The 22953-nt window shown below is 62.6% G+C and carries 15 protein-coding genes; 14 read left to right on the top strand and 1 reads right to left on the bottom strand.

Going from position 1 to position 22953, the window contains the following annotated elements:
* Positions 1-14: 14 nt before the first annotated feature.
* On the top strand, positions 15-2045 hold the full coding sequence (locus PLZ73_04170; GenBank protein ID HOO77064.1) for a sulfatase-like hydrolase/transferase: 2031 nt from the start codon (positions 15-17) through the stop codon (positions 2043-2045).
* A gap of 104 nt (positions 2046-2149) precedes the next feature.
* On the top strand, positions 2150-4081 hold the full coding sequence (locus tag PLZ73_04165) for a hypothetical protein (GenBank protein ID HOO77063.1): 1932 nt from the start codon (positions 2150-2152) through the stop codon (positions 4079-4081).
* Here the strand turns inward: PLZ73_04165 and PLZ73_04160 are convergent.
* Entirely contained in the window at positions 4078-5553 is a 1476-nt protein-coding gene (locus tag PLZ73_04160) for a radical SAM protein (GenBank protein HOO77062.1), read from the bottom strand. The genes PLZ73_04165 and PLZ73_04160 overlap by 4 nt on opposite strands.
* A gap of 221 nt (positions 5554-5774) precedes the next feature.
* Here PLZ73_04160 and PLZ73_04155 point away from each other — a divergent pair, with 221 nt between their 5' ends.
* The 12 genes from PLZ73_04155 to PLZ73_04100 all read left to right on the top strand — a co-directional run bounded on the left by PLZ73_04155 (position 5775) and on the right by PLZ73_04100 (position 22949).
* Positions 5775-8159, top strand: a complete 2385-nt coding sequence (locus PLZ73_04155; GenBank protein ID HOO77061.1) for a hypothetical protein — start codon at positions 5775-5777, stop codon at positions 8157-8159.
* Positions 8160-8328: 169 nt separating this feature from the next.
* Positions 8329-10302 (top strand): hypothetical protein, encoded by a 1974-nt coding sequence (locus PLZ73_04150; GenBank protein ID HOO77060.1) that lies wholly within the window; start codon positions 8329-8331, stop codon positions 10300-10302.
* A complete protein-coding gene (locus tag PLZ73_04145; protein ID HOO77059.1) occupies positions 10299-11366 on the top strand; it encodes a radical SAM/SPASM domain-containing protein in 1068 nt (355 codons plus the stop codon). Before PLZ73_04150 ends, PLZ73_04145 begins: the two co-directional genes overlap by 4 nt.
* On the top strand, positions 11363-13666 hold the full coding sequence (locus PLZ73_04140; protein HOO77058.1) for a hypothetical protein: 2304 nt from the start codon (positions 11363-11365) through the stop codon (positions 13664-13666). The genes PLZ73_04145 and PLZ73_04140 overlap by 4 nt, the downstream gene beginning before the upstream one ends.
* A complete protein-coding gene (locus tag PLZ73_04135) occupies positions 13663-15090 on the top strand; it encodes a radical SAM protein (GenBank protein HOO77057.1) in 1428 nt (475 codons plus the stop codon). The genes PLZ73_04140 and PLZ73_04135 overlap by 4 nt, the downstream gene beginning before the upstream one ends.
* Before the next feature lie 6 nt (positions 15091-15096).
* Complete coding sequence (locus tag PLZ73_04130; protein HOO77056.1) at positions 15097-16482, top strand: FAD-dependent oxidoreductase; 1386 nt, start codon at positions 15097-15099, stop codon at positions 16480-16482.
* Complete coding sequence (locus PLZ73_04125) at positions 16479-17105, top strand: ankyrin repeat domain-containing protein (protein ID HOO77055.1); 627 nt, start codon at positions 16479-16481, stop codon at positions 17103-17105. Before PLZ73_04130 ends, PLZ73_04125 begins: the two co-directional genes overlap by 4 nt.
* Positions 17102-18571 (top strand): radical SAM protein, encoded by a 1470-nt coding sequence (locus PLZ73_04120; protein ID HOO77054.1) that lies wholly within the window; start codon positions 17102-17104, stop codon positions 18569-18571. Before PLZ73_04125 ends, PLZ73_04120 begins: the two co-directional genes overlap by 4 nt.
* 28 nt (positions 18572-18599) lie before the next feature.
* Positions 18600-19619 (top strand): glycosyltransferase family 2 protein, encoded by a 1020-nt coding sequence (locus PLZ73_04115; GenBank protein ID HOO77053.1) that lies wholly within the window; start codon positions 18600-18602, stop codon positions 19617-19619.
* 44 nt (positions 19620-19663) lie between these two features.
* Positions 19664-21187, top strand: a complete 1524-nt coding sequence (locus PLZ73_04110; protein HOO77052.1) for a cobalamin-dependent protein — start codon at positions 19664-19666, stop codon at positions 21185-21187.
* Positions 21184-22017: a transketolase gene (locus PLZ73_04105; protein ID HOO77051.1), complete on the top strand. Its 834-nt coding sequence runs from the start codon at positions 21184-21186 to the stop codon at positions 22015-22017. Before PLZ73_04110 ends, PLZ73_04105 begins: the two co-directional genes overlap by 4 nt.
* Positions 22014-22949, top strand: coding sequence for a transketolase C-terminal domain-containing protein (locus PLZ73_04100; protein ID HOO77050.1), 936 nt, complete (start codon positions 22014-22016; stop codon positions 22947-22949). The genes PLZ73_04105 and PLZ73_04100 overlap by 4 nt, the downstream gene beginning before the upstream one ends.
* Positions 22950-22953 lie beyond the last annotated feature (4 nt).

Below are 22953 nucleotides of genomic sequence, written 5' to 3'. Positions count from 1 at the left end.
CGTGGGGGCCGCCAATGACGTCGCCGCCGCGGAGGTTTTCCTGGTTCTGGGCGTGGTTATGCCTGGGCCTGGCGGCATCGGTCCCGGCCCTCGTTCTCAACGGTTTGGCCGGGGACATGGTTCTTTTCGGTGTGACCTCCGCCGCGCCCGCCCTGGCGCTGCCCGCCGGCGCGCTCGGCGAACTCGCGGTCTGCTGCGCGGTTTTTCTGGGGGCAGGCCTGCTGGTGGAAATAATTCGCAAAGTTTTCGGGATCCCCCCATCTCTTCACCCCGGAATACAACTGGCGGCGGTTCTGATCCTGGAAATATTCATCGTTTATAATTGTGCCGCCGTCGGGATGCGGCAGCATGGCCTTGCCCGGAATTACGGCCTTCCGGAGATGAAGGATGCCTTCGCCATCCGGCTGTTGGTGTCGGTCTCCATCCTCACCGGTCTCCTCTGGGCCTGGCGCCTGCGCCGTGCTCCGGCATCCGAACTGGCCGGGGCCGTGCGCGATGTTGCCTTTTTCCTCTGCTTTCTCGTCGGCGGTTTCGCCGTGGTCTACCAGCGCTGGATCCGCGCCGACAGCTACCCGCTCCCGGGAATCGTGCTTCCCCTTCTGCTCTGGGGGGGGATCTGCGCTCTCCTCTGCTGGCCTTTGCGAAAGCCCTCCTTTTCCCCGGCCCGTATTTCGCTCTGGCTGCTGGGCGCTTGCGGATTATCCATAGTCGCCCAAACCGCGTACTATGCCTGGCCGGTATCGGGCGATCTCCCCAACATAGTGGTCGATGTCTGGGATGCCGCCCGTGCGGACCGCCTCTCGGTTTACGGGGGGCAGCCCGGAACCACCCCCCACCTGCGGAAGCTGGCCGAAGACGGAATCGTCTTCGACAACGCTTTTTCCGTGACCAACTACACCTATCCCAGCCACGTGACTTACCTGACCGGTAAGGACTACCGGGAACACGGTTACCACATCGGCGACGGGAAGGACTGGAAGAGGTATAAGAAAGAAAGGACCCTGCCCGAATACCTGAGGGGAAAAGGGTATTACTCGGTGCTGGTCACGGAGAACACCTGGGTTCTGGCCGCGGACAAGGGATTCGACCAGGTCCGGTGGTTCGCCCGTCCGACCACATACTTCGGCCCTCAGCCCCATCAGTGCGAATTTTCAGTCACCACCGAGTACTGGAATTACCGCCTGCCTTACCTGGGACGTTGGCTCGTCAACCGCCTGGGCAGTTTTCTGGATCGCTATTACCCGGAGACACTCGATGAAATCCAGTACCGGTACTTTCAGAAAGTTCTTATCCAAAGCCGCCGCGCCGGCCCCCTCTTTCTTTTTATCAACTGGATGAACGTGCATGACCGCCTGCACCCCTTTTCGGATTGGAAACCGGAGGAAGAGGTCTTTAATTACGATTTCCCCGCCGAGTACGACCTCTCCCTCCGCCAGATCGACCTGCGCCTGGCCGAGCTGGTTTCGCTCCTGCGGACCTCGCCCCGCGGCTATTACCTGATCGTGACCTCCGACCACGGAGAACTGCTGGGGGAATACGGACTCTACGGCCATAATATGACCCTCTTTGAGGAAGTCCTGCACGTGCCCCTGATCGTGACGGGCCGGGAGTTGGGAAGGTCCCGGTGGCATCCTCTGGTCTCGATGAACGGCCTCTTCCGCCTGGTCGGACTGTTGGCGGCCGGCGGTGAAATCGATTCCGAAACGGTGGCCGCGGCTATGGCCTCGAAGGGCCCGGTGATCGCGGAGTACGGGTACCCGCCCGAGAAATACACACAACGGTTCGAGTGGTGCTACACGCTCCTCACTCCCGAATTCCGGTACATAAACTATCCTTTCGAAGACGGGAAGCATGGTTCCTGGCCGTCCGGCCCCCTGGAGATACTTTTCCGGGAGGGTGGGGACCGATCCCCGGCGGGCAACCTGATCGGTGATTTTCCCCAAGCCGCCGCCGCCCTGCGGGACTCCTACCTCGGGCGTTGCCGGGATTTGGAAAAAGCGCAGTCGTCTCCCGACATTACGCCCGATGCCCGGGACCGGCGGTAGCGGCAGCTGCGCGCCCTGGGGTACCTGAACTGAGAAGGGATCGGCTCGGAACTTTGGCCGCGTTCGGACAAGAACAATTCCAGTCCCGACCACGGGTTCGGTTCATGGCGGTTTTTTTTGCCGCGGCCTGTATCGCCTTGTTCATAGCCACGGTTCTCGCCGTGCCCGTGCGCTTACGTACCCCGGAGCCGCTGCGCCTGCGCTATTGTTCCCTTCAGACCGGCGTCCGCTACGGGGCCCTTTCTTCTTCGTGGGCGGATTTCAACTGGCGCAAGGTCTTCGACTGGGAAGCGGGCGACACCGAGTACCGTCCCCGGCCGGTGGCCCAGTTGTTCGAGGTGCTGACCCCGCGGATCCATGTCCGGCTTTGGGAATGGTTCGGGCCTTTTCTCTGGTATCCCTTCGATCTGCTTCTCACGGTTTTGATCGGCGCCGCGATCGCGGCGTCCGTACGGGCCTGGACCGGCAACGCCTGGGCCGGCTTGATCGCGGGGGCCTTCTGGATGACGACCGTGGAAGCCATAGTCGGATTTTATTCTCCGGTCCGCCCGACCAAGAGCCTGGCTACGCTCGAATTTCTGTTGGGCGTGCTGGCCCTGCTCCGGCTCCGGGACTGCTCGCCCCGTACCCGGCCCGGCCGGGTCGCCTGGTTCGGGTTTGTCGTGTTGCTGGGGTTGTTCACCGACGAATACGGCTATCTGGCGGTGGGAATGTATCTTTTCCTCCTGGCCTTCTATCCGCGGCTGCGGCGCTCCCGCCTGCCGCTGGGGGCCCTGAGCCTGATTCTCCTCCTCCTGGCCGTCACCGTGATTCTTTATGTACTTCCCGGCCTGGGCTACAACCAGGACCACCCTCCTTTTGCCCTTACCAAGACCAGGGAGACGGTTGCCGGCCTGATTTCCCGCAATCTCGATTACGGTCTGAAGAACAGTCTTCATGTGCTGAAATGCTTCACGGGGTGGATCGGAGCCTTCGAACCGTGGGCCAAAGGCGTGCTGCTTGCCGGTATGGCGGTCTTGGTCTGGATGTCGGCGCGAGCCCGAGTTTGGCGGGGATTGCTCTGGCCGGCCCTGACCACCCTGGTCATGGGGTTTTTCGCCGGGTGTGTCCTCCTCCCCGCGGGAACCGACATCCTCTACCAGTTTACTTACTACAACCGGCCCCTGACCGCGCTCCTATGCGTGCTCACCGGCTGCGCCGCCGCCCGGGTTCTTGTCTCCGCCCCCCGTCGGAGCGAGGTCTGGCTTGCGGTCTTGTTGATTCCGGCGCTGTTTTCGGTCCGCTACAGCAGGTTCGAGGTCACCCAGGTCGAGGAAAACGACCTGGCTCCCTACGGCATGGACAATATCCTCGAACTGTCGCGTCGACTTCGTGCCGGCGACCTGCGGACCCCGGTCTACCTGGCGTATCCCCGGCCCCGCGACCCTTCGAGGGGAGCCTGGGACGAGCTGCGCTTCCGGGGCTGGTGGACCAAGGAAGAGAGCCCGTCGTGGCTTCTCTGCCGTTATCTGACGCCGATGCTCTACCTCAAAGACTTCGAGAAAGGAACACTCCTGGGCGATCCCCGGGAATTCCAGGTTTGGGCGTCGACTCCGGAGGAAGTTTACCTGGATCGGGCCCGTTCCTACTTCGACCTGCTTCGGGATGAGGCCCGGGACCTCGCCCCCCTTCGCGCCGCCGGCGCATCCCCGTCGGGGGTTTGGCCGGAGGGAGTGACAGGCCGCCGGCCCGGTTTCTGGGGTTTCCCGGAGAAAGTCGTCCTGGCCCCCGGAAGACGGCGGGCCACCGTCTCCGCAGCCGAAGACGGAGTCGCGGTTCTGGCCGCGGTTGTGCGGGGGAACGGACGGTACCGGGTCATCCGCAAAGACCAGGTTGTCGTTTCGTGGCGGCCGCTCGTCTACGAGCATGCTTTCGAGCTGATCGCCGAAGACATCGGAACAACCGCTCCCGGCGAGGAAATCTCGTTCGAGATCGAGTCCCCATCACCCGTAGAGGTGTTGGGACCGATCCTGCTCTCGGGAGGCCCGGTTCCCTAGAATTTTTTCCGGTATTGGCGGATGGCCTTCACCCCCTGGACGATCAGGCGGGTCGAAGGCTTGCTCCCGAAAAGACCGATGCTGTTCCAGTAGCCGTACCAGGCGAAGTGCAGAAACTGGTAAAGAGGCGTCAGCGGCAGCCGGATCAGGAGTTTTACCAGGGGCAGGAGGATCGGGAATTTAACGGTGATGCTGGCCAGCTTGTGCAGGTTGTTGACTCTTCTGGTTATGTTCGGGTTGTGATAGTCGAGCACGGTGTTGGTGAACACCGAAGGCAGTTTCTCCGGATTGTCGAAGGCATCGGCGGCCAGATATCCGTTCCTCACGGCATAGTCGTGAATCTCGGTTTTGGGCAGGGGCAGGAGCATGGTGAAGCTGGCCCACGTCGGCCGGCAGCGGATATTCAGCTTGATGGTCTCCAGATCGTTCTTGAGGGGATCCCGGACCGGGAAGGCGGCCATGTTCTGGGAGAAGTTGAGTATCTTGTGCCGATTGAAGATGTCGAAAGCCGCTTTGACCGCCGTATTGGTGACGTTCCCCCGTTTGAGCAGGTTCCATGCTTCGCCCTCGTCGCTGCATTCGACCCCGATGGCGGCCACCTTCATCCCGGCTTTCTTGAGCTCCAGGACCAAGTCCTCGGTGACCATCTCCGCCCGGAACTGGGCCAGGAAGGGGATCCCGATCTCCTCCCGGTAGCGTCGGCAGAATTCATCCAAGACGGATCGGGGGATGAGCGCCATATTATCGTCGTGGAAATAGATGAAATCCGGGTTATACCGCTCTTTGAGCTGGCGGAGTTCCCGAAGCACGTTGTCCGCCGAGCGCCAGCGGCAGATTCGATGTCCCGAGTGCAGTTTGTTCCAGCGGGCGTTGAAGCAGTAGGTGCATCGGTTCGGGCATCCCCTCCCGAAGAGAACGGCCAGGCAGTTTCCGAAGATCCGGCTCCCCGGCTCTTCCGGGATCAGCTCCCGGTCGGGGAAGGGTAGCCGATCCAGGTCGGGAACCGGGGCCCCCACCGGGTTTCGGAAGATCTCGCCGCCGAGCCGCACCCAGCATTTGGGGAGGCTTCGGTAGTCGGAGCCTTCCTCGATCGCCTGCAGCAGGATCGGGAAAGGTATTTCGCCTTCTCCCCGACAGACGATATCGATAGCCTCGTCGTGTTCCATCTCCTCCGGGTTGAAGGTATAGTGCGGCCCCCCGAAAATGGAAATCGCGTCCGGCAGAACCTTTTTCAAATTCCGGTTGAAAGCCTGTAGATCGTATTGCTCGAAGGTCATGGCGCTGTAGGCGATCAGATCCGGGTTCCAGGCCGCTGCCGCCTCGATTTGCCGGGGCAGGGGAAGCGAGGAAACGGAAATCAGCTTCCGTTCCCACCCCCGTTCCCCGGCGATGGCGGAGAGGATCTGAATTCCCAGGCGCTCGGTTTTGAAGGTATCAAAGACGACAAAAAGAACCCGGGGCTTTTTCTGCATATCGTTGGTTGTTTCCTGCACGATTTCCCCTCAGTGTTGCTTGTGCGGCAGTCTCAAGCATTGCTACCTGCAAGGTCCGTAAAACCAATAATACCGTTTCTTCCGTCTCTCCGCAGGTTTTGTTCTTGCCGGTGCCGCTTTATCGTATCCGGGGGATAAGGTATCATAGCAACGATAAAGCGAGGTCATCGGAGTTGGGGTTAAGGAATATCAGGCCGATCGTGTTGGTGGTGCTGTTGGTCGGGGGTTTTTGCCTCCCTCTTCTGGCGGGGTGGGAGAAACTTTTTTATGACGACATCGCCTGTTTCTTCTACCCCCAGCAGGCATTCGTCTCCCGATCCCTCCAGCAGGGAACGATCCCCTGGTGGGATCCGCATACCTTCTGCGGAGCCAAGCCGTATTACGCCGGGTTTTATCAATGCTCGCTGTATCCCCTCCAGTGGCCGTTTTTGCTGGCGGCCCCTTCCGGAGCCGGGGGGTTGTATCTGTGGACGGTTAAAATCCCCCTGGCCCTCCATTTTCTGATGGCCGCCCTGGGCGGGTATTTGTTGGGCCGGATCGCATTCGGATTCAGCCGTTGGGGAGCGACGGTGTTCACGTCGGCGTATTCGTTCAGCCCGACCATGACGTATATGGCCGCCACCCCCACCGATCTGTTCACCCAGAGTTGGCTTCCTTTAATCGGTCTGGGGTGGCTCGGCTACGCCCGGTCGGGTAAACCCGTTTGGTTGGTGGCCGGTAGTTGTTTCTTCGCGCTGGCCTCCCCCTCGGGAGACATGCCTTTCATCGTGCAGAACCTGATCAATCTGGGCTTGATCGCCGCCGGATGGACGGTGGTGGCAGTCAGGGGGCGACGATGGAGTATCGTTAAGCGCCTTCTGGGAGGCGGAATCTGCATATTCGTGACCGGGGGATTGCTTTCCGCCGTTTACTGGTTGAACATGGCCGACGGTTTCGCCCTGCTTTCGCAGGGCCCGGAGATGATCAGCGGCTTCACCGGAATCGATCAGAGCCTGCCGCCGGCTTATCTGGCCACCATCCTCTTCCCCGATCTTTTCGGTGGACTCACCAGTCTCCACTCCTGGGGAGCTGCTTACGGCATATCCTGCAGCCTCAACGACGCCAATCTCTCGGGCGGTCTGGCGGTAGCTTTTCTGGCCTTGCTGAGTTTTCGAGTATTGAGGAGCAACCGTGCGGTTTCGATTGCCCGGAAGTTCCCCAGCCCCCAGGCGCACCTGGCGGTTTTTGGAGGAATGTTCGTGCTTTCTCTCCTGATAGTGCTCGGGCGGTATACACCGGCTTACGGGTTGTTGGCCCGGGTGCCGATTTTCGGCATGCCGTACCCTGTCCGCTACCGGTTCATCCAATGCTTGGCGCTGGCCGGCCTGCTGGGGACGTCCGTCTCCTTCTTCGACGAGATTTTTCGATCGGGGATCCGCAGGCTCACCGCCGGTTATCTCCTGGCTGCCTCCGGTGTTTTCGGATTGGCGTTGATGCTTTCCTACGCCCGCTGGACGGGAGTAGCGGGGCCCGGGTTCCGTCACTTGACCTCTCTCGACGATTGGTCCTGGTTCGTGACGTCGCCTTTTCTGAGCGCGTTGGCGGTCGGGACAATCCTGGGCATCGGAAGCCGGCTGCGGCCGCGGAATTTCGGGAGGCTGGTCGTAGTGTTGGTCCTGGTCGAAATTTTTTCCTTCGGTTACTTGGCCTTCTACCGGAACTGCATACTGAACTTCAGGAACCGGGACCTTTCCGGGCAGAGGTACTCGGGCCCGTCGACGCACCCGTTTTACCGGGAGATCGCCCGCTGGAGCCGGTCGCAAGCGTGGGACGGGGAGTTGTATCGTCGGGGTTGTTACCGGTCCATTCTTTCCAATATTTCGTGGTTCGACGGCAGTTTAAGCGCTCTGGGGTTCGACAGTAAGCCCCTGATTCCTCGCTATGAGGCGGTGGTGGCTTCCCTGGTCGAAGGTTTTCCCTACGAACTGCGCATCAAGGACGAAAAATCCCGATTTTGGCCCAACCAAAGCGTCAAGGAACTGCTTCTGCCCCCCCCACCCGGAGGCGAGGAAACGTTACGGTCCTGGTCGCCGGAAGGTGTGCTGCCCCGGGTATATTTCCAGAACCGTTGGCGTCCGGCTTCCGCCGGCGACCAGGCCTGCGCCTTGCGCGAAAACGACCTCCGCCTCCTCGGCTTCCGGGAAGAGGAGGGGGGCGTTCCCCGTTCCTGGGTTTCGGAGCCGGGCAGCGTGGAAGACTTCAATCGCCTGCAGGAGATCGACCGACTGCTGGCCCACGATTTTTCCTCCCCCAACCGGATTTGGCTGGAAACCGAATGCGCGGTCCCGGCCATGCTTGTAATCACGGATGTATGGCACCCCGCCTGGCGGGCTTTCCTTGACGGGAAGGAAACGCCCGTTCGCCGGGTAAACTATTGCCAGCGGGGTATCGCAATGGAAACCGGGGACCATACGGTGGAATTTGTCTTCCGACCTCCCCGGGCGGATCTCGGTCTGGTTCTGGGAGCCGTGGGCTTGGCGGGACTGTTCTTGATATCCTTCTATGCTTACAAAAAACGCGCCGGACGCGGGCGGCATCAAGTATGATTTCGGAAAACTTGAAACTTCAACCGCCCGTTCCGGTTCGGTGCCCCCTTGCCGTCGTCTCCGCGCGGCCCGGCGAAGGCTCACGAGGCGGTTTTGCAGAGAGCGGGCAGGGATCATGCAGCTTTTTCTAGGAAGTATTGCCGTTGCGGGCGTAGTAGCGTCGTCTTGGATGTGGGGCGCGGTATTCCGTCCCGTCCGCTTCGTCACCCGGATCGCCTGGATGTTCCTGGTCGGCTGCATCGAAATCGTCATCGTCGCCCAGGTTCTTTCCTGGCGGGACCTGCTGGCCGACTCGTGGTGCTGGGCGGTCGCGCTGCTGCTGGCGGCGGCGGTTCCCGCCGCGATCGCTTGGACGAAGCATATTCCCCTGGGATGGGGCTTGCCGTCGAACCGCGGGCTCGGGAAAAATCCGGCCGGGCAGCCGCTCCCGGACCGGGCGATCCTATCATTTCTGGGTGTGACGGTTATCGGTACGAGTCTTCTGACCTTGATCGTCATCGTCGGGGTCGCTCCCTATATATGGGACAATCTGGTCACGCGCTTACCGCGGGTCGCCTACTGGCTCCAGCGCGGGAACATGGGCTATTACGACGCCAACATGTACACCCAGGTGCTGGCCCAGAAAAATTTCGAAATCCTGCTGCTGTTCACCTTTCTGGCCTCCGGTCTACGCGAAAACCTGGTCGGCCTGGTCCAATTCGTGTCCTACTGGACCGCGTTGGTCATGGTTTACGGGATCACCTGGGAACTGGGCCGAACCCGGGCCTCAGCGCTCTTCTCCGCCCTGGTCTTCGGTCTGCTTCCCCAGGTCCTGCTCCAGTCCGGCACCGCCAACAGCGATCTGTTTCTGGCCGCGCTCCTGGCCATCCTGGTTTACTCGCTGCTGGTTTACGGGCGGACAGGCCGGTCGGCCCACCTGGTCGCGGCGGCCGCGGCCGTGGGCTTGGGAGCGGGGACGAAAGCCTCGATCGTACTGGCCGCGCCCTCCCTGGCGGTGGTCGCGGCGTATGCCCTCCTGGTCCGTCCGGCGGTGCAGTCGCACCGCCGCCGGGCGGGTTTGCTCAGATTCGGAGCGTTGACGCTCGTGGCGCTGGCCGTGTTGGCGCTGCCCTCGGGGTACCTGGAGAACTGGGAAATGTTCGGGCACCCGATGGGGGACGAGGCCTTCCGCAAGATCAACAGCGTCGAGGGTAAGACCGCGCCCGCGGCGCTCGAACAGGGTCTGAGCCACCTGGCGGCGACCGGCCTCGACTTTCTTTCCCTCGACGGATTTCTTCCCGTCTTCCCGGTGCCGGCGGCGCAGCGAGCCATCCGCTATATCCCCCGGCTCCTGATCGAACGGACCGGCCTTCCGCTGGAATCCCGCGAAGGCGACAACTGGTACTACGACAAGGCCTGGTATTTCGATAAACCCCCCGTCAGCCACCCCGACTATTCCTACTGGGGGATACTGGGTTTCGCCCTGGTCTGGCCGGCCGTGTTTTTATCTCTGTTCGGCGTCGTCGGGGGCCCCGGGGCCCGGGTGCTGGCGGCGGCGGCCCTGATCGACGTCGCCGTGTTCGCCTTCAGCGGAGCTTCCTGGGGCCATTACGTCATCTACGCGGCGGTTTTCGCGGTACCGACCGTCGGATGTCTCTTCCCTCCGCGTCGGTGGGCCGGGAAAGCTTACGTCGGCGGCGCGGCGCTGCTCGGCTGTCTCGCCGCGTTCATGGCGGTGCTTTTTCAATACCGCAATCCGATCTGGTTCGATCAGGCCCGCTACCTGAAACCGCTCCTGGATCGCAACTGGGCGGAACTGATGCCCCTCCCGACCCGGACGGATTCCGTTTTCCGTCGGGATCGTCTGGGCCAGATGCTCCGGGATGCCCCGCTCTTCGAACCGCCGGTACGCAAGTTCGAGGAACTGGTGCCGCCCGGGGCGACCGTGGCGGTCTGTCTCAATCCCCACAGCTTCGAATATCCGTTGTTCGGGGAAAAACTCTCCCGTCGGCTGATTCCCATCAACTCGTTTCGCCGCGGCTTGCAGCCGATTCCCGGTCAGGCCGACTATCTGCTCTGGGCCGACGATTTCGACGAGATCTTCCACCGAACCGGCGCCGATATCCACCTGGGCAAGGACTGGTGGTTGAGAAAACTGAAATGAAGGTTCCGAACGCCAGGAAGCCGCTCTCCTACCTGGCGCTGGCCCGCGCGGCAGCGCTCTCCAACGTTCGGCGCCCGAAGCTGCCCTATAAGCTGACGTTCTCCCTGACCTCCCGCTGCAACCTCCGTTGCCGGTTCTGCCGGACCTGGCGGAGCGTTCGCGAAGACGAGCTGAGCCCGGAGGAGATCCGGGAATTTTTCCGGCGTCAGCCCGGGTTTAACTGGATCGATTTCACCGGCGGCGAGATCAGCCTGCGCCCGGATCTGGAGGAGATCCTGGCCGATACCTGCCGGCTGCCCCGCCTGGCCCTCTTGCATTTCCCCACCAACGGTTTCCTGGTCGAGCGCATCGTCGACGTCTGCGTTTTCGCGAAAGCCCGCGCTCCCGGAAGATTCATCGTCAGCGTCAGTCTCGACGGTCCCCCGGAACTGCACGACCGGCTTCGGGGCAGGGAAGGGAGCTGGGAAAACGCGGTGGCCACCTACGCGGCCTTGCGGCGCCGGGGGGTCGAGGTGTTTTTCGGTATGACCCTCCACGGGGAAAATTTTTTCTTGCCGGGCGCCACCCGCGCCGCCGTGGAGTCTCGGCTGGGAAAGCTCCCGGAGGGTTGTTTTCATTTCAACCTGGCCCACGAGTCCTTTTTCTACAATAACCGGGGAGCGGAGATTCCCTTGCCGGCCGGTTTGAACGATATCTTCGCCGATCTGGCCCGGCCCACGCGAAGCCATGTAAACCCGCGCCGCTATCTCGAATACCGGTATCTTTCCCTGGTGCCCCGCTATCTCGCCGACCGGCGCAGCCCATTGCCCTGTCTCTCGTTTTCCGGTTCCTGCTATATCGGGCCGACCGGGACGGTCTACCCCTGTTCGATGTACGATCGGCCCCTGGGAGAATTGAGGGAAACGGGGTTCGATCTGTCGGCGATATGGGACTCTCCCGCCGGTGTCTCCGCCCGCGAAGCCGTGGCCGCCGGCGCTTGCCCCCACTGTTGGACTCCCTGCGAAGCCTATCAGACGATTTTGGGCAATTTCCTCCGTCGGCCGCGGATCGGGAGACGGTTGTGATCGTGGCGGCGACAGCCGGTCGGGGTCGATGGTTGGCGGTGCTGGCGGTTTCGCTGCTGGTATTTTTAAATTTCTACGGTCCGGCTTATTTTTCGGAGGGGTTCGCGGGGATGCTGGGGCATGAGATCAAGGACACCTTCGCCCAGCTCGCCGGATATTCCCGGGCTCTCGAGGAGGGCGGCACGGTTTACTGGGATCCCGATTACTTCCAATACACCCCCCGCCTGCCCCAGGCCCCCATCCAGTCCCCGGTGACGTGGCTCCTGCTGGGGGTTCGGAGCTGGTTCGGCCTCTCCTTCGATCGGGCGTTTCTCGGGGTGCTCCTGGCGGTGCTGGCGTTGCTGCAGCTCGGCGTCGTCTGGGCGATGTACGGCTTCCTTCGGGTCGTGACGCCGGGGTTGCTGCCGGCTTTGGCCGGGAGCCTGGCGTATGCCTTCAACCATCAGACCCTGGCCTTCGGCATCCGCCACGGGTACGAACGCGTCTGCGGGTTCGCCCTGTTCCCCCTGGCCGCCGGGGCGTTTCTGCGCTTTCTGGACGCGAAGGAAAAATACCGCCGTCTCCGCCTGGGAGCGCTTACGGCCCTGCTGCTGGGCCTCGGTTTCCTGACGAACGCCGACGTCAAGCCCGGCGTCTATTTCTGCGTTTTCCTTTTTTTCGCCGCGCTCTTCAGCGGGCGCTGCAGGTTCAGGAACCTGCTGGCCCTGGCCGTGATCGCGCTGGTGGCGGTCGGCATCTTCATGGCTCAGGCGCTTCCCACATATTACGCCTACCAGGCCATGGCCAGGGGCGAAGAAGACGCGTCGGCCCGGCTGGAATTCTCGCTGGCCCCGGCGGCTTTCGTCTCGACTCACGTCTCCACCGAATTCTCCCCCCGGCCCGATTATCCCTGGGAGAACACCGCGGAATTTTCGATGGCGCTTTTCCCGCTTGTTCTCCTGGGGCTTGTCCATCTCCGCGGGTTCCGCTACCGCGGTCCGGTTCTGGCGACCCTGGTTTTCGCGGTGCTCTGGATGTTCGGCCGGTTTACGCCGCTGGGCGCCGCGATCGGTTCCGTGATGGAATTGACCGGCCTTCGCCACCCGGTTCGGGCCGGCGTTGTTTTATATTTCATATATGCCGTTCTCATCGCCCGGGCGCTGGAGTCGGTGGGGACATCGAAAAAAGACCGAACCGCGGTAACGCTGCTGGCCCTGATCCCGGTCGTCCTTTTTTGTCTGAGAACCTGGGGTCCGGTGCCTTTCCCCTGGCGGACGGTGGCGGGGGCCGCGGCGGCATGGGCGGTCCTGGCCCTGGTGGCGTTCCGGGGCGTTTCCAGAACCTGGCTCTGGCTGGTCATCCCCGTTTTCTGTTTCGAAAAAACCGCCTGGTGGGGAGCCTTGGAGGAAAACAATCCCATCGACCCCACCGCCTACTACGGTTTCGAGGAGATTTACCGCCCCCACATCCGGGAAGAAAGTCTTATCCGCCGGCCCGATGCCGCCGAGTACAGGACGTTTTTCGGGTCGCGCGACATCGCGGGATATTTTTCCCACAACTACTGCCTCCCCGGGGTGGTCGACGCCCGCATCCGGCCGATCTGGCCGTATTTCTGTCTGGACGAAGAGTTCATCCGGGCCAACGACATCAAGGCCGTCGCGCTCGAAGATTGGTCGAACCCGATATGGGACCTCCTGCGGGTAAAATATTTCGTCGACCTGGACCGGTATTTTTCGGATTGGGACGAGGAGGACACCAGCAGGAGAGGGCTCGATCACCTGGTGGGCTCCGAACCGCGTTTGCGGATCAATCCCGGCTGCGAACCCGCGGAGATCATGCTGAGGGAGAGGGCCGAGGAACTGCCCCCGGAAGCGTTTCTGGCCCGTTTAAAGGAGAAAAGTCTCGATCTGGCCGGGGCGGCCTATCTGGAGCCGGGGTTTGCCGTTTCCGGGTTGGAAGCCCCCCCGGGCCCCCCCCGGGGCCGGGTCGACGTCGTGGCCCGGACCAACTCCTCCATCGCCGCGGAAATAGAGACCCCGGCGCCGGCGGTGGCGGTGTTTTCGGAGTACTGGTTTTTCCCCTGGGAAGCCAGGGTCGACGGGTCCGCGGCGGCGACGTTTCCCGTCGACCGGATATTCGTCGGCGCCCTGGTCCCCCCGGGGTCGCACCGGCTCGAATTCTTCTTCAACAGCCGCCGGGCGGAGTTTCTGCTCCCGGTGCTCTTTTCCTGGGGAATCGTCGCCGTTCTCCTGGGTCTGATCGCATATGCGTTCTTCAGAGCCCGCGGTCCCGGGTCGGGACGTTCGCCCCCCGCCCGATGAGGCTGGCGTTTCTGCAAAAGTACCCCTTCGCCTACTTCGGCGTCATGAGCCTGAGCGCGGCGCTGCCTCGCCGCCACCCGCGCGAGGTTTTTATCGGCGACCTGGAGAAGGACGTGATCGAGAGCGTAGTCGGGTACGCTCCCGACGTTCTCGCCCTTCCCGTCATGACTCTGGAATACCGATGGTTTTCCCGGACCGCCGCCGAAATCCGCCGCCGGCTCCCGAAAGTGAGGGTTATCGCCGGTTCCATTCACCCGACGTCCTCTCCGGAGATGCTGGCCGATGACTGGGTCGACGCCGTCTGTATCGGGGAAGGGGACTATTCCCTCCCGTCGTACCTGGAAAATCTGGAGAGCGGCAGGGGGGGGGTGCCCGTGCCCGGTTTCCGGATCAAAACGGCGAAGGGGGCGGTCGCTTCTCCCGAACCGAACCTGGTCCCGGACCTGGATGCCCTGGCGGAGGAAGACCGGGAGCTGTATTACGGAAAATACCGCTCCCTGGCCACGGAAAAGCTCAAGCATTTCATGGCTTCGCGGGGCTGTCCTTTCTCCTGCAGTTTTTGCTGTCATCAGGTTTATAGAAACATTTACGCGGGGCGATCGCCGTACGTGCGCCGGAAATCTCCGGCCCGCACGGTTCGGGAGATCAAGAACGTCCGCGACCGGTGGGGTTTGGCCAGCGTCTGCTTCCTCGACGATGTTTTCGTCATGGATACGGCCTGGCTGAAGGAGTTCGCTTCCCTCTACCGGCGCGAGGTCGGGCTCCCCTATTTCTGCGCCGTGACTCCCCAGTCGGCGAACGAGGAGATTATCCGGCTGCTGGCCGAATCGGGCTGCCATACGGTCAACTTCGGGGTGGAGACGGCCGGCGAGAAAAAACGGTTCGAAATCCTGAACAAACGGGTGACGGACGAACAGATGTCGGCATGCGCCCGGTTGGTGAAGAGATACGGGATGGAGCTGCAAACCACGGTTCTGTTCGGGCTGCCGGGAGAGACCGTGGAAGAAGCTTTCACAAACATAATCTTCAACCAGGAATTGGGGGCCGATTATATGGGCTCCAACCTGCTGTTGCCTTTTCCCAATACCGGCATCGAGAAGATCGCCCTGGGAATGGGAGTACTTGATCCAAGCTACCTGAAGGCTCGGGACTATCTCGGAATCCATCTGAAAAGCGTCTTCAAGTTCAAGGACATCGAAATTATCGAACGGGTTCAGAAGATATCCCACTTGGCTCTGAAGTTTCCCCGCCTTCTTCCCTTCTTCCGGTGGTTGGTCAAAATCCCCAGCCCCCGGTTGTTTTTCTTTCTTTACGTGATTTCCTCGATGTGGCGCTATAAGAAGGAGAAACCTATTTCCTGGCCGGAGGTGGTCAGGGTATTCTGGCGGGCGCGAAAAAACTACCTGAACTACGTGTCCGGATAGGGGCAATTGAAAGATATCCGACCGATCAAATGGCTCATCGTCGGCGCCGGCCCGGCCGGGTTGAGCGCCGCCGCGAGCTTGGAAGCACGAGGGGAACGGGATCTGTTGATCCTGGAGGCCTCCGACCGCCCCGGGGGGCTCTCCGCCTCGTTCGTCGACGACCGCGGTTTCACCTGGGACGTGGGGGGGCACGTGATGTTTTCGCATTACCGCGAGTACGACCGGCTCCTGGATTCGCTGCTTTCCCCGGAGGAGTGGGTCCCGCACCGCCAGGAAGCCTGGATCAGGTTCTCCGACGCCCTGGTCCCGTATCCCTTCCAGCTCCACCTCAACTGGCTCCCCCCGGGCCCGCGCGAAGAGTGCCTGCGGGGGCTGGCGGCCGCGCGGGAGGTTTCTCCGCCGACGGCCTCCGATTTCCGGGAATGGATCCGTTCCCGGTTCGGGACCGGCATCGCCCGCCTTTTCATGGAACCCTACAACCGGAACCTCTGGAGCTGCCCCCTGGAGGAGATGGGGATTTACTGGCTCGGCGATCGGGTGGCCCTCCCTTCCGCGGAGATGCTTCAGGCCGGAACCCGCCGGCAGTGGGGCCCCAACGCCGCCTTCCGGTTCCCGGTCCGGGGCGGCACCGGCGCCGTCTGGAAAGCTCTGGCCGACCGCATCGGTCCCGAGCGGATCGCCTACGGCGCGGAGGCGGAGCGGATCGATCTTTCCAACCGCTGTCTGACCCTGGCCGACGGACGCCGTTTCCGCTGGGAGAAACTTTTTTCGTCCATGCCCCTCGACGAATTTATTCTCCGCGCCGCCCCGGGAGTTCGAGCGCCGGATTCGTGGAGCGCGGATTTGCGCAGCGCTCCCATCGCCGTGGTGGGGCTCGGCTTCGAAGGCCCACGGCAGGACCTCCTGGGCGACTTCACCTGGATGTATTTCCCGGAAGCGAAAACCAGGATTTACCGGGTGACCAACTTCAGCCGTTATTCTCCGGCCAACGTGCCCGATCCGGACCGCAACTGGTCCTTGATGGCGGAAGTCGCCAGTATCGGCGCGGCTCCCGATCCGGCCGGGATCGTCAAGGAAGTCGAAACCGATCTGGCCGGTTACGGTCTTATTCCCGGCAAAGCCAGGGTCGTTTCCCGCTGGAGCCGGATCGTGACCCGGGGGTATCCGGTGCCGACCGTAACCCGGGAACGCACCCGGCTGCGCCTTCTGGAACAACTTGAATCTCGCGGCGTTTACTCCCGGGGTAGATTCGGAGCCTGGAGGTACGAAGTGGGGAATATGGACCACTGCGCCATGCAGGGGGTGGAATGGGCGGAGCGCATGATCTCCGGCTTCCCGGAAGTCACCGCCGTCGATCCCGATTCGGTCAATTCGGGGAAGTTCAAGCAATGAGCCGGCTCATGACGATCTCCACGGCGGCGGTGGCGCTCGCCGCGGTTTGTTCAGCCCCGCTTCGGGGGGGAGATGGGCCCGATCCCTCCGGGTGGTCCCCCCTGATGACGGCCGTGGAGCGGGGGGACGCCGCCCGGGTCCGGGAACTGCTGGCCGCCGGCGCGGACGTCGATTATTCCACTCCCACGTATGGATTCACCGCCTTGATGGAGGCGGTATACCGCGGCGACGCCGGAATCGCCGCGCTCCTGATCGAGGCTGGAGCCGACCCGGACGCCCGTACCCGAAGAGGTTACGCCGTCAGCGAGGATTCCCCGCTGCTGCTGGCGGTTAAAACCGGTTCGCCCGGTCTTGCCCGGATGCTGTTGTCCGCCGGCGCGGCGGTCAATCGGCGCTATCAGGGAGGCAGGACCGCGCTTCTGTATGCGGTAAGTTACGGCAACCCGGAAGTGGTGGAAGTCCTGTTGGCGCATGGAGCCGATCCCTCGGCGCGCGACGACGAGGGGTTGGGGGTGGAAGAGTGGAACGCCCTGGGCCCGGGCTCCCGCGAAGGCGGGGTATCGACCGGGCTGCCGGCCGGGCACCGGCCGCCGACGGCGGAAAAGCGGGAGGCGCGGGAATGAAGATTCTGCTGCTCTACCCCCAGTGGACCATAAACTACGGCATCCCCGGGCATTTCGCCCGCAAGGCCTCGACCTGGCCCCCGCTTAATCTGGCCTACCTGGCCGCGATCGCGGAAAAGGCCGGACACGCGGTCAGGATCATCGACGGCCAGGTGGAGGGCAAGACTCCCGAAGACATCATCCGGGAGACCGAAGAATTCTCGCCCGACCTGATCGGCATGACGGCCACCACTACCTTCTTTCACATCGTGGCCGATCTGGCTTCCCAACTGAAAAAACGTTTTCCGGAGATCCCCCTGGTCGTGGGGGGGCCCCACATCACCATGCTCAAGGATGAGGCGTTTCTTCCCTGTTTCGATTATGGATTCGTGGGGGAAGCGGACGCGTCCTGGCCCGAGTTTCTCCGGAGCTACCAGGAGGGGGGCGACCTTTCCCGGGTGAAGGGAATCCTTTGCCGGACTCCGGAGGGGATCGCCTACACCGGCCCGGCGTCTCCGGTCGAGGACGTCGACAGCATTCCTTTTCCGGCCCGCCATCTCCTGCGTTCGGATCTTTACCGGATCGGAACCCTGCAGGGGACGAAGCCGTTCGCGACCGTCATGACCACCAGGGGTTGCCCGTTCAAGTGTATTTTCTGCAGCACCGAGGTCTTCGGGGCGCGGGTCAGGAAACGCTCCCCGGCCGCGGTCGTGGCGGAAATGCGCGCGATCATGGAAGAGTTCGGAATCACCCACTTCATCTTTCTCGACGACACCCTCACCCTCGACCGGGAGCACATCTTGGAGATATGCCGGCTCATCACCGAGCAGGGCCTGAAGGTAACCCTGGACGGAAGTACCCGCGCCAACCTGGTGGACGAGGAACTGGTAGCCGCCCTGGCCCGGGCCGGAATGATCAGGATTTCTTTCGGCCTGGAATCGGTGAACCCCCGCATACGACGGATCATGAGGAAAGAAGTGCCCCTGGAGAGCTATACCGTCGCCAATCGATTGACCAACAAGTATGGAATCGAAACCCTCAACTCCTGCATGATCGGACTGCCCGGGGAAACCGTGGAAACCATTCGGGAGACCATGAGATTTCTGCGCGAATCCCGCGAGATCAAACAGGCCAACCTCAGTATCGCCGTCCCCTATCCGGGAACCGAACTCTATCGGATGGCAAAAGAGGGAGAGCATGGGCTCAAGCTCGTCACCGGGGATTTCTCGAAGTTCAAGCGCTACGGTTCCGCGGTGATGCAGGTCGGAGATCTTTCCCCCGAAGATCTGATCAGCCTCCAGAACGACGCCTTCGTCAGCATCTACCTGGCCCCCTGGAGGATCGTTCCCATGATCAGGAAATCGGGGTGGTTCGGGTTGGTGCTGATGTTCCTGAGGTTGTACCGGAGCGCGAAAAGACGTATATTTCAACGATCGGCCCCGTCATTGTTCAGGGGAAATGCCGTTACGGCGCCCGGGGGCGATTAGGGAGCCGGCAACCGACAGGAATCCGCCAGTGGGTCAAGGACCGGAAATTTCGATCGTACTTTCCTTCCGCAACGAAGAAGCCGTTATCCCGGAACTGGTGCGCCGGCTGACCGGAACCCTGGAAGGCATTCCGGCGAAATTCGAGCTGATCTTCGTCAACGACGCTTCGAGCGACGGCTCTCTGAAGCTGCTCGAGGAATACCGCGGGACCGACCCCAGGGTCAAGATCGTCACCATGTCGCGGGTTTACGGCGTGGCCGAGGGCATTCTCGCCGGCATCGCCCGCGCTTCCGGGGACGCGGTCGTCTACATGGATTCCGACCTGCAGGACCCCCCCGAGGTCATCCCCGAAATGGTGGCGCGCTGGCGGGAAGGAGCGGATGTGGTGTATACCGTGCGCACCCGCCGCCAGGGCGAAAATCCTCTGCGCCGCGCGGCCACGAAAGTCGCCTATAAAATCATCAGAGGGTTCACGACCGAGATCGACCTGACCGTCGAAGCCGGGGATTTCAAACTCCTCTCCCGGCGGGTGGCCGACAAGCTGCTCGAACTGAGGGAATCGGACCCGTATATCCGCGGGCTCGTGCCCTGGCTGGGATTTCGGCAGGTCCCGGTCTATTACGAGCGGCAGCCCCGCCTGGCCGGGCGGTCCCACTTCCCGGTATTTCGGAACTTTTTCCGGGACATGCTCACGTTCCGGGGCGGGGTGGGTACGTTTATCGCCGGGGTGACCTCGTTTTCTATTTTGCCCTTGGCTCTTTTCTTTCTGGCCGGGGCCGCGATCCTCGCGCTCTCGATCCTGGCGGGGATACTCCTGGTTATTCTCGGGTGTTTCGGCCGCGCCCCCTCGTCTCCCGCGGTCATCGTCACGGCGGCGGCGTTTTTTTCGGGGATTCAGCTGCTGGGCCTGGGGACCGTCGGGTTTTACCTGGCCCGGGTCTACCGGGACGTCCGCGGCCGCCCCCGGTACGTGGTGCGCGAGGAGCGGGGTTTCGAGGATCCCCCGTCCGGGGGGGGCGGCAGCGGTTCCGGGCGCGGCGCCGGATAACTCCGGCCGCGTCTCCGAAGCGCGCTCCGCGGAGGAGGGTCCTTATGTCGATAGATGTTCTGTTTATCCATCCCGGCGCGCAGGGGAAAACCTACCAGGGCCTGGCGGTCGAATTCACCGCCGTCGCCCCCCCCATCTGGACGGGGATGCTGGCCGCCCACGCGCAGGCGGCAGGCCGCTCCGCGGCAGTCTTCGACGCCAACCTCCTGGGGTGGGGGGAGAACAGCGCCGAGGAGCTTCTTCGGCGCTACGGGCCGGCCCTGGTGGCGATCCCGGTCTACGGGCACCACCCCTCGGCCTCGACCCAGACGATGCCCGCCGCGTCCCGGATCGCCCGGGACCTTAAAAACGCCGACCCCGGTTTGCCGGTGGCGATGGGAGGTCTGCATCCCACCGCCCTCCCGGAGCGGACCCTGCGGGAAGAGGCGATCGACTACGTCATCCGGGGCGAAGGCTGCCTGACGATTCCCGCCCTCCTGGAAGCGCTCCGGAGCCGGACGGGGAAGAGCCGCGTGCCCGGCCTGGCCTGGCTGGAGGGGGGGCGCGCGGTCTTGACTCCTCCCGCGCCTACGGTCGCCGACCTGGACGCGGAACTGGGGAGGGATTACTGGGATTTTCTTCCCCCTCCCTCCTCGTATCGGTCCCACAACATGCATTGTTTTCAGGATTTTTCCCGCAGTCGGCAACCCGATTTTTCCGATGTCCGCTCTCCCTACGCCACGCTCCAGACCTCGCTGGGTTGCCCCTTCGACTGCTCGTATTGCTGCACCAACTCCCTCTTCGGGGGGCCCGGGATCCGTTATTGGTCGCTGGAGACCGTCATGGCCTGGATCGATCGGCTGGCGGGGGAGTTCGGGGTCCGCAACATCAGGCTCGACGACGAGCTGTTTCTGCTCGACGAACGCCGCGTCGAGCGGTTCTGCGATCTGCTCCTCGATCGCGGCCTCGACCTCAACCTGTGGGCGTACGGACGGGTGGACACGGTCAGGCCGCGTCTTTTGGAAAAAATGAAGCGGGCCGGGTTCAACTGGCTCTGCCTGGGGATCGAGTCGGCGGTGGAACGCGTGCGGGCCGGGGCGGGGAAACGCTATGGCGGCAGTGTAAGGGAGGTGGTCGGGCAGGTACAGGCGGCGGGGATCAACGTGTTGGGCAATTTCATGTTCGGCCTTCCCGACGACGATCTCGACACCATGAACCGGACCCTGGAACTGGCTCTGGAGCTCAACTGCGAGTTCGTCAATTTTTACTCGGTGATGGCGTATCCCGGATCGCGCCTTTACCGAGAACCGCGCGGAGGAGACGGGGGACGGCCCCCCGCGGATTGGGAAGAATTTTCCCAGCACGGTCCGCGCTCCCGGCCCCTCGGGACCAGGCATCTGGACGGCCGGGAGGTGCTCTCCTTTCGCGACCGCGCCTTCGAGACCTATTTCCGCGCCCCCCGATATTTAGCCTTGATCGAGCGGAAGTTTGGAAATAAAGTTACCGAACATATCCGGCGTATGCTCGATATCAAGCTGGCGCGCGACCCCTGGGAACCGGGGAAGGAGCGGAAGGAGAAGCTATCGTGACCGTTTCGATCAGGGAACTCGAGGATAAAGCCCTCCATATCAGGAATCTGGTTCTGGACATGTGTTCCCGGGGGGGGACCGGCCATGTCACTTCGTCGTTTTCCTGCACGGAGATACTGGTTACGCTTTTTTACGGCGGGTTGGTCCGGTTCGATCCGAACGATCCCCACTGGGCCGGCCGCGACCGGTTCATTCTGAGCAAGGGCCAGGCCAGCGTTATTCTTTACCCGATTCTGGCCGATCTGGGGTTCATCCCCAAGGATTACCTGGACAGTTTCATTCAGGCTGACGGCAAGTTCGGGGTTCACCTCCAGCACGATATTCCCGGCGCCGAGATTACGGCCGGGTCCCTGGGCGACGGTTTCGGCATAGCCGCGGGGATGGCCCTGGCGGCCAAGCACGACCGGCGCCGGAATCTGGTGTTTACCCTTCTGGGCGACGGCGAGAACTACGAAGGATCGATCTGGGAAACGGCCATGTTCGCCGCCCACAACCGGCTCAACAACCTAATCGCGATCATCGACCGCAACTACATCTGCGCCACCGATTTCACCGAGGACATGGTCGCGCTCGAACCGTTGGACGAAAAATGGCGCGCCTTCGGCTGGACGGTTAAGCGGGTCGACGGCCACTCCTTCCGGGAGCTGCTCGAGGCTCTGGACGGGGTGCGGTCCCGGCGCACCAGCAAGCCGCTCATGATCGTGGCCGACACCGTCAAGGGCAAGGGCGTTTCCTTCATATCCGACGATCCCATGTGGCATTCCTGCGCTCCCAAACCCGAGGAGGCCGAAATCGCCCGCAGGGAATTGAACCAGGAGCGCGGACAATGACGACGCCGACTCAGAGAGACGCTTTTTGGGACGGGATTTACGAAGAAGCCCTGAAAGACGGGGACGTGGTCATTGTTTCCGCCGATATGGCGGCTCCGGCCCTGGACAAGTTCCGCCGCCGCCTCCCCCATCAGTTCGTCAACGTCGGCATCGCCGAACAGAACGCGATTCTGGTGGCCGCCGGAATGGCGCTGGAAGGGAAAAAGCCCTACGCCTACGCCATCGCGCCCTTCATCACCTACCGCTGTTACGAACAGATCCGGCTCTACTGTGCGGGGATGAATCTGCCGATCACGGTGGTCGGCGTGGGCGCCGGTTTCAGTTACGACGATTCCGGGCCGACCCACCACACCCTGGAAGATATCTCTTTCATGAGGGTCCTGCCGAACCTGCGCGTCTATAACATGACCGACAGCGTCATGGCCCGCGCCTTCGCCGCCATCACCCGCGGGCAGGATCATTCATCCTATATCCGTCTCGACCGCCAAGTGCTGCCCACGCTCTACGCCCCCGGCGACGATTTTTCTTCCGGGATGCGGCGTTTTCGCTCCGGATCCGATCTGCTCCTCGTCGCCACCGGCAACATGGTCCACTGCGCCCTGAAGCTGGCGGAGGAGCTGGAAAGCAAAGGCGTCGCCGCCGGAGTCCTCGATGTTTACCGTTTCCCCATCGACCCCGATCTCCTGGGCCGCGAAGTCGGGGAGGCCCCCCGGGTGGCGACCCTGGCGGAACATACGCTTCCGGGAGGGTTGGGCTCGGCGGTGCTGGAAACCCTGGAGACGGCCGGCATCGTCATGCCCGTAAAACGGCTGGGGCTGGACCTTTCCCAGGGGTACTGCTACCAATACGGCGGCCGGGAAAATATCCAGCGCCTGCACGATCTGGACCACCCCACCAACCTGGAGACGATACTTTCCTGGGTCGGGGAGTAAGACC

The sequence above is a fragment of the bacterium genome, assembly GCA_035380285.1.
Lineage (GTDB): Bacteria > Auribacterota > Erginobacteria > Erginobacterales > DAOSXE01 > DAOSXE01.
The sequence above is the reverse complement of the archived record's forward strand: the minus strand, read 5'-3'. Positions and strand labels throughout refer to the sequence as shown.

What these genes read in the sequence shown, in the direction of transcription:
- PLZ73_04135 (HOO77057.1), top strand. Translation starts at nt 13,663, where the DNA reads ATGAGGCTGGCGTTTCTGCAAAAGTACCCCTTCGCCTACTTCGGCGTC.
- PLZ73_04165 (HOO77063.1), top strand. Translation starts at nt 2,150, where the DNA reads ATGGCGGTTTTTTTTGCCGCGGCCTGTATCGCCTTGTTCATAGCCACG.
- PLZ73_04170 (HOO77064.1), top strand. Translation starts at nt 15, where the DNA reads ATGACGTCGCCGCCGCGGAGGTTTTCCTGGTTCTGGGCGTGGTTATGC.
- PLZ73_04145 (HOO77059.1), top strand. Translation starts at nt 10,299, where the DNA reads ATGAAGGTTCCGAACGCCAGGAAGCCGCTCTCCTACCTGGCGCTGGCC.
- PLZ73_04150 (HOO77060.1), top strand. Translation starts at nt 8,329, where the DNA reads ATGTGGGGCGCGGTATTCCGTCCCGTCCGCTTCGTCACCCGGATCGCC.
- PLZ73_04160 (HOO77062.1), bottom strand. Translation starts at nt 5,553, where the DNA reads ATGCAGAAAAAGCCCCGGGTTCTTTTTGTCGTCTTTGATACCTTCAAA.
- PLZ73_04120 (HOO77054.1), top strand. Translation starts at nt 17,102, where the DNA reads ATGAAGATTCTGCTGCTCTACCCCCAGTGGACCATAAACTACGGCATC.
- PLZ73_04110 (HOO77052.1), top strand. Translation starts at nt 19,664, where the DNA reads ATGTCGATAGATGTTCTGTTTATCCATCCCGGCGCGCAGGGGAAAACC.
- PLZ73_04100 (HOO77050.1), top strand. Translation starts at nt 22,014, where the DNA reads ATGACGACGCCGACTCAGAGAGACGCTTTTTGGGACGGGATTTACGAA.
- PLZ73_04125 (HOO77055.1), top strand. Translation starts at nt 16,479, where the DNA reads ATGAGCCGGCTCATGACGATCTCCACGGCGGCGGTGGCGCTCGCCGCG.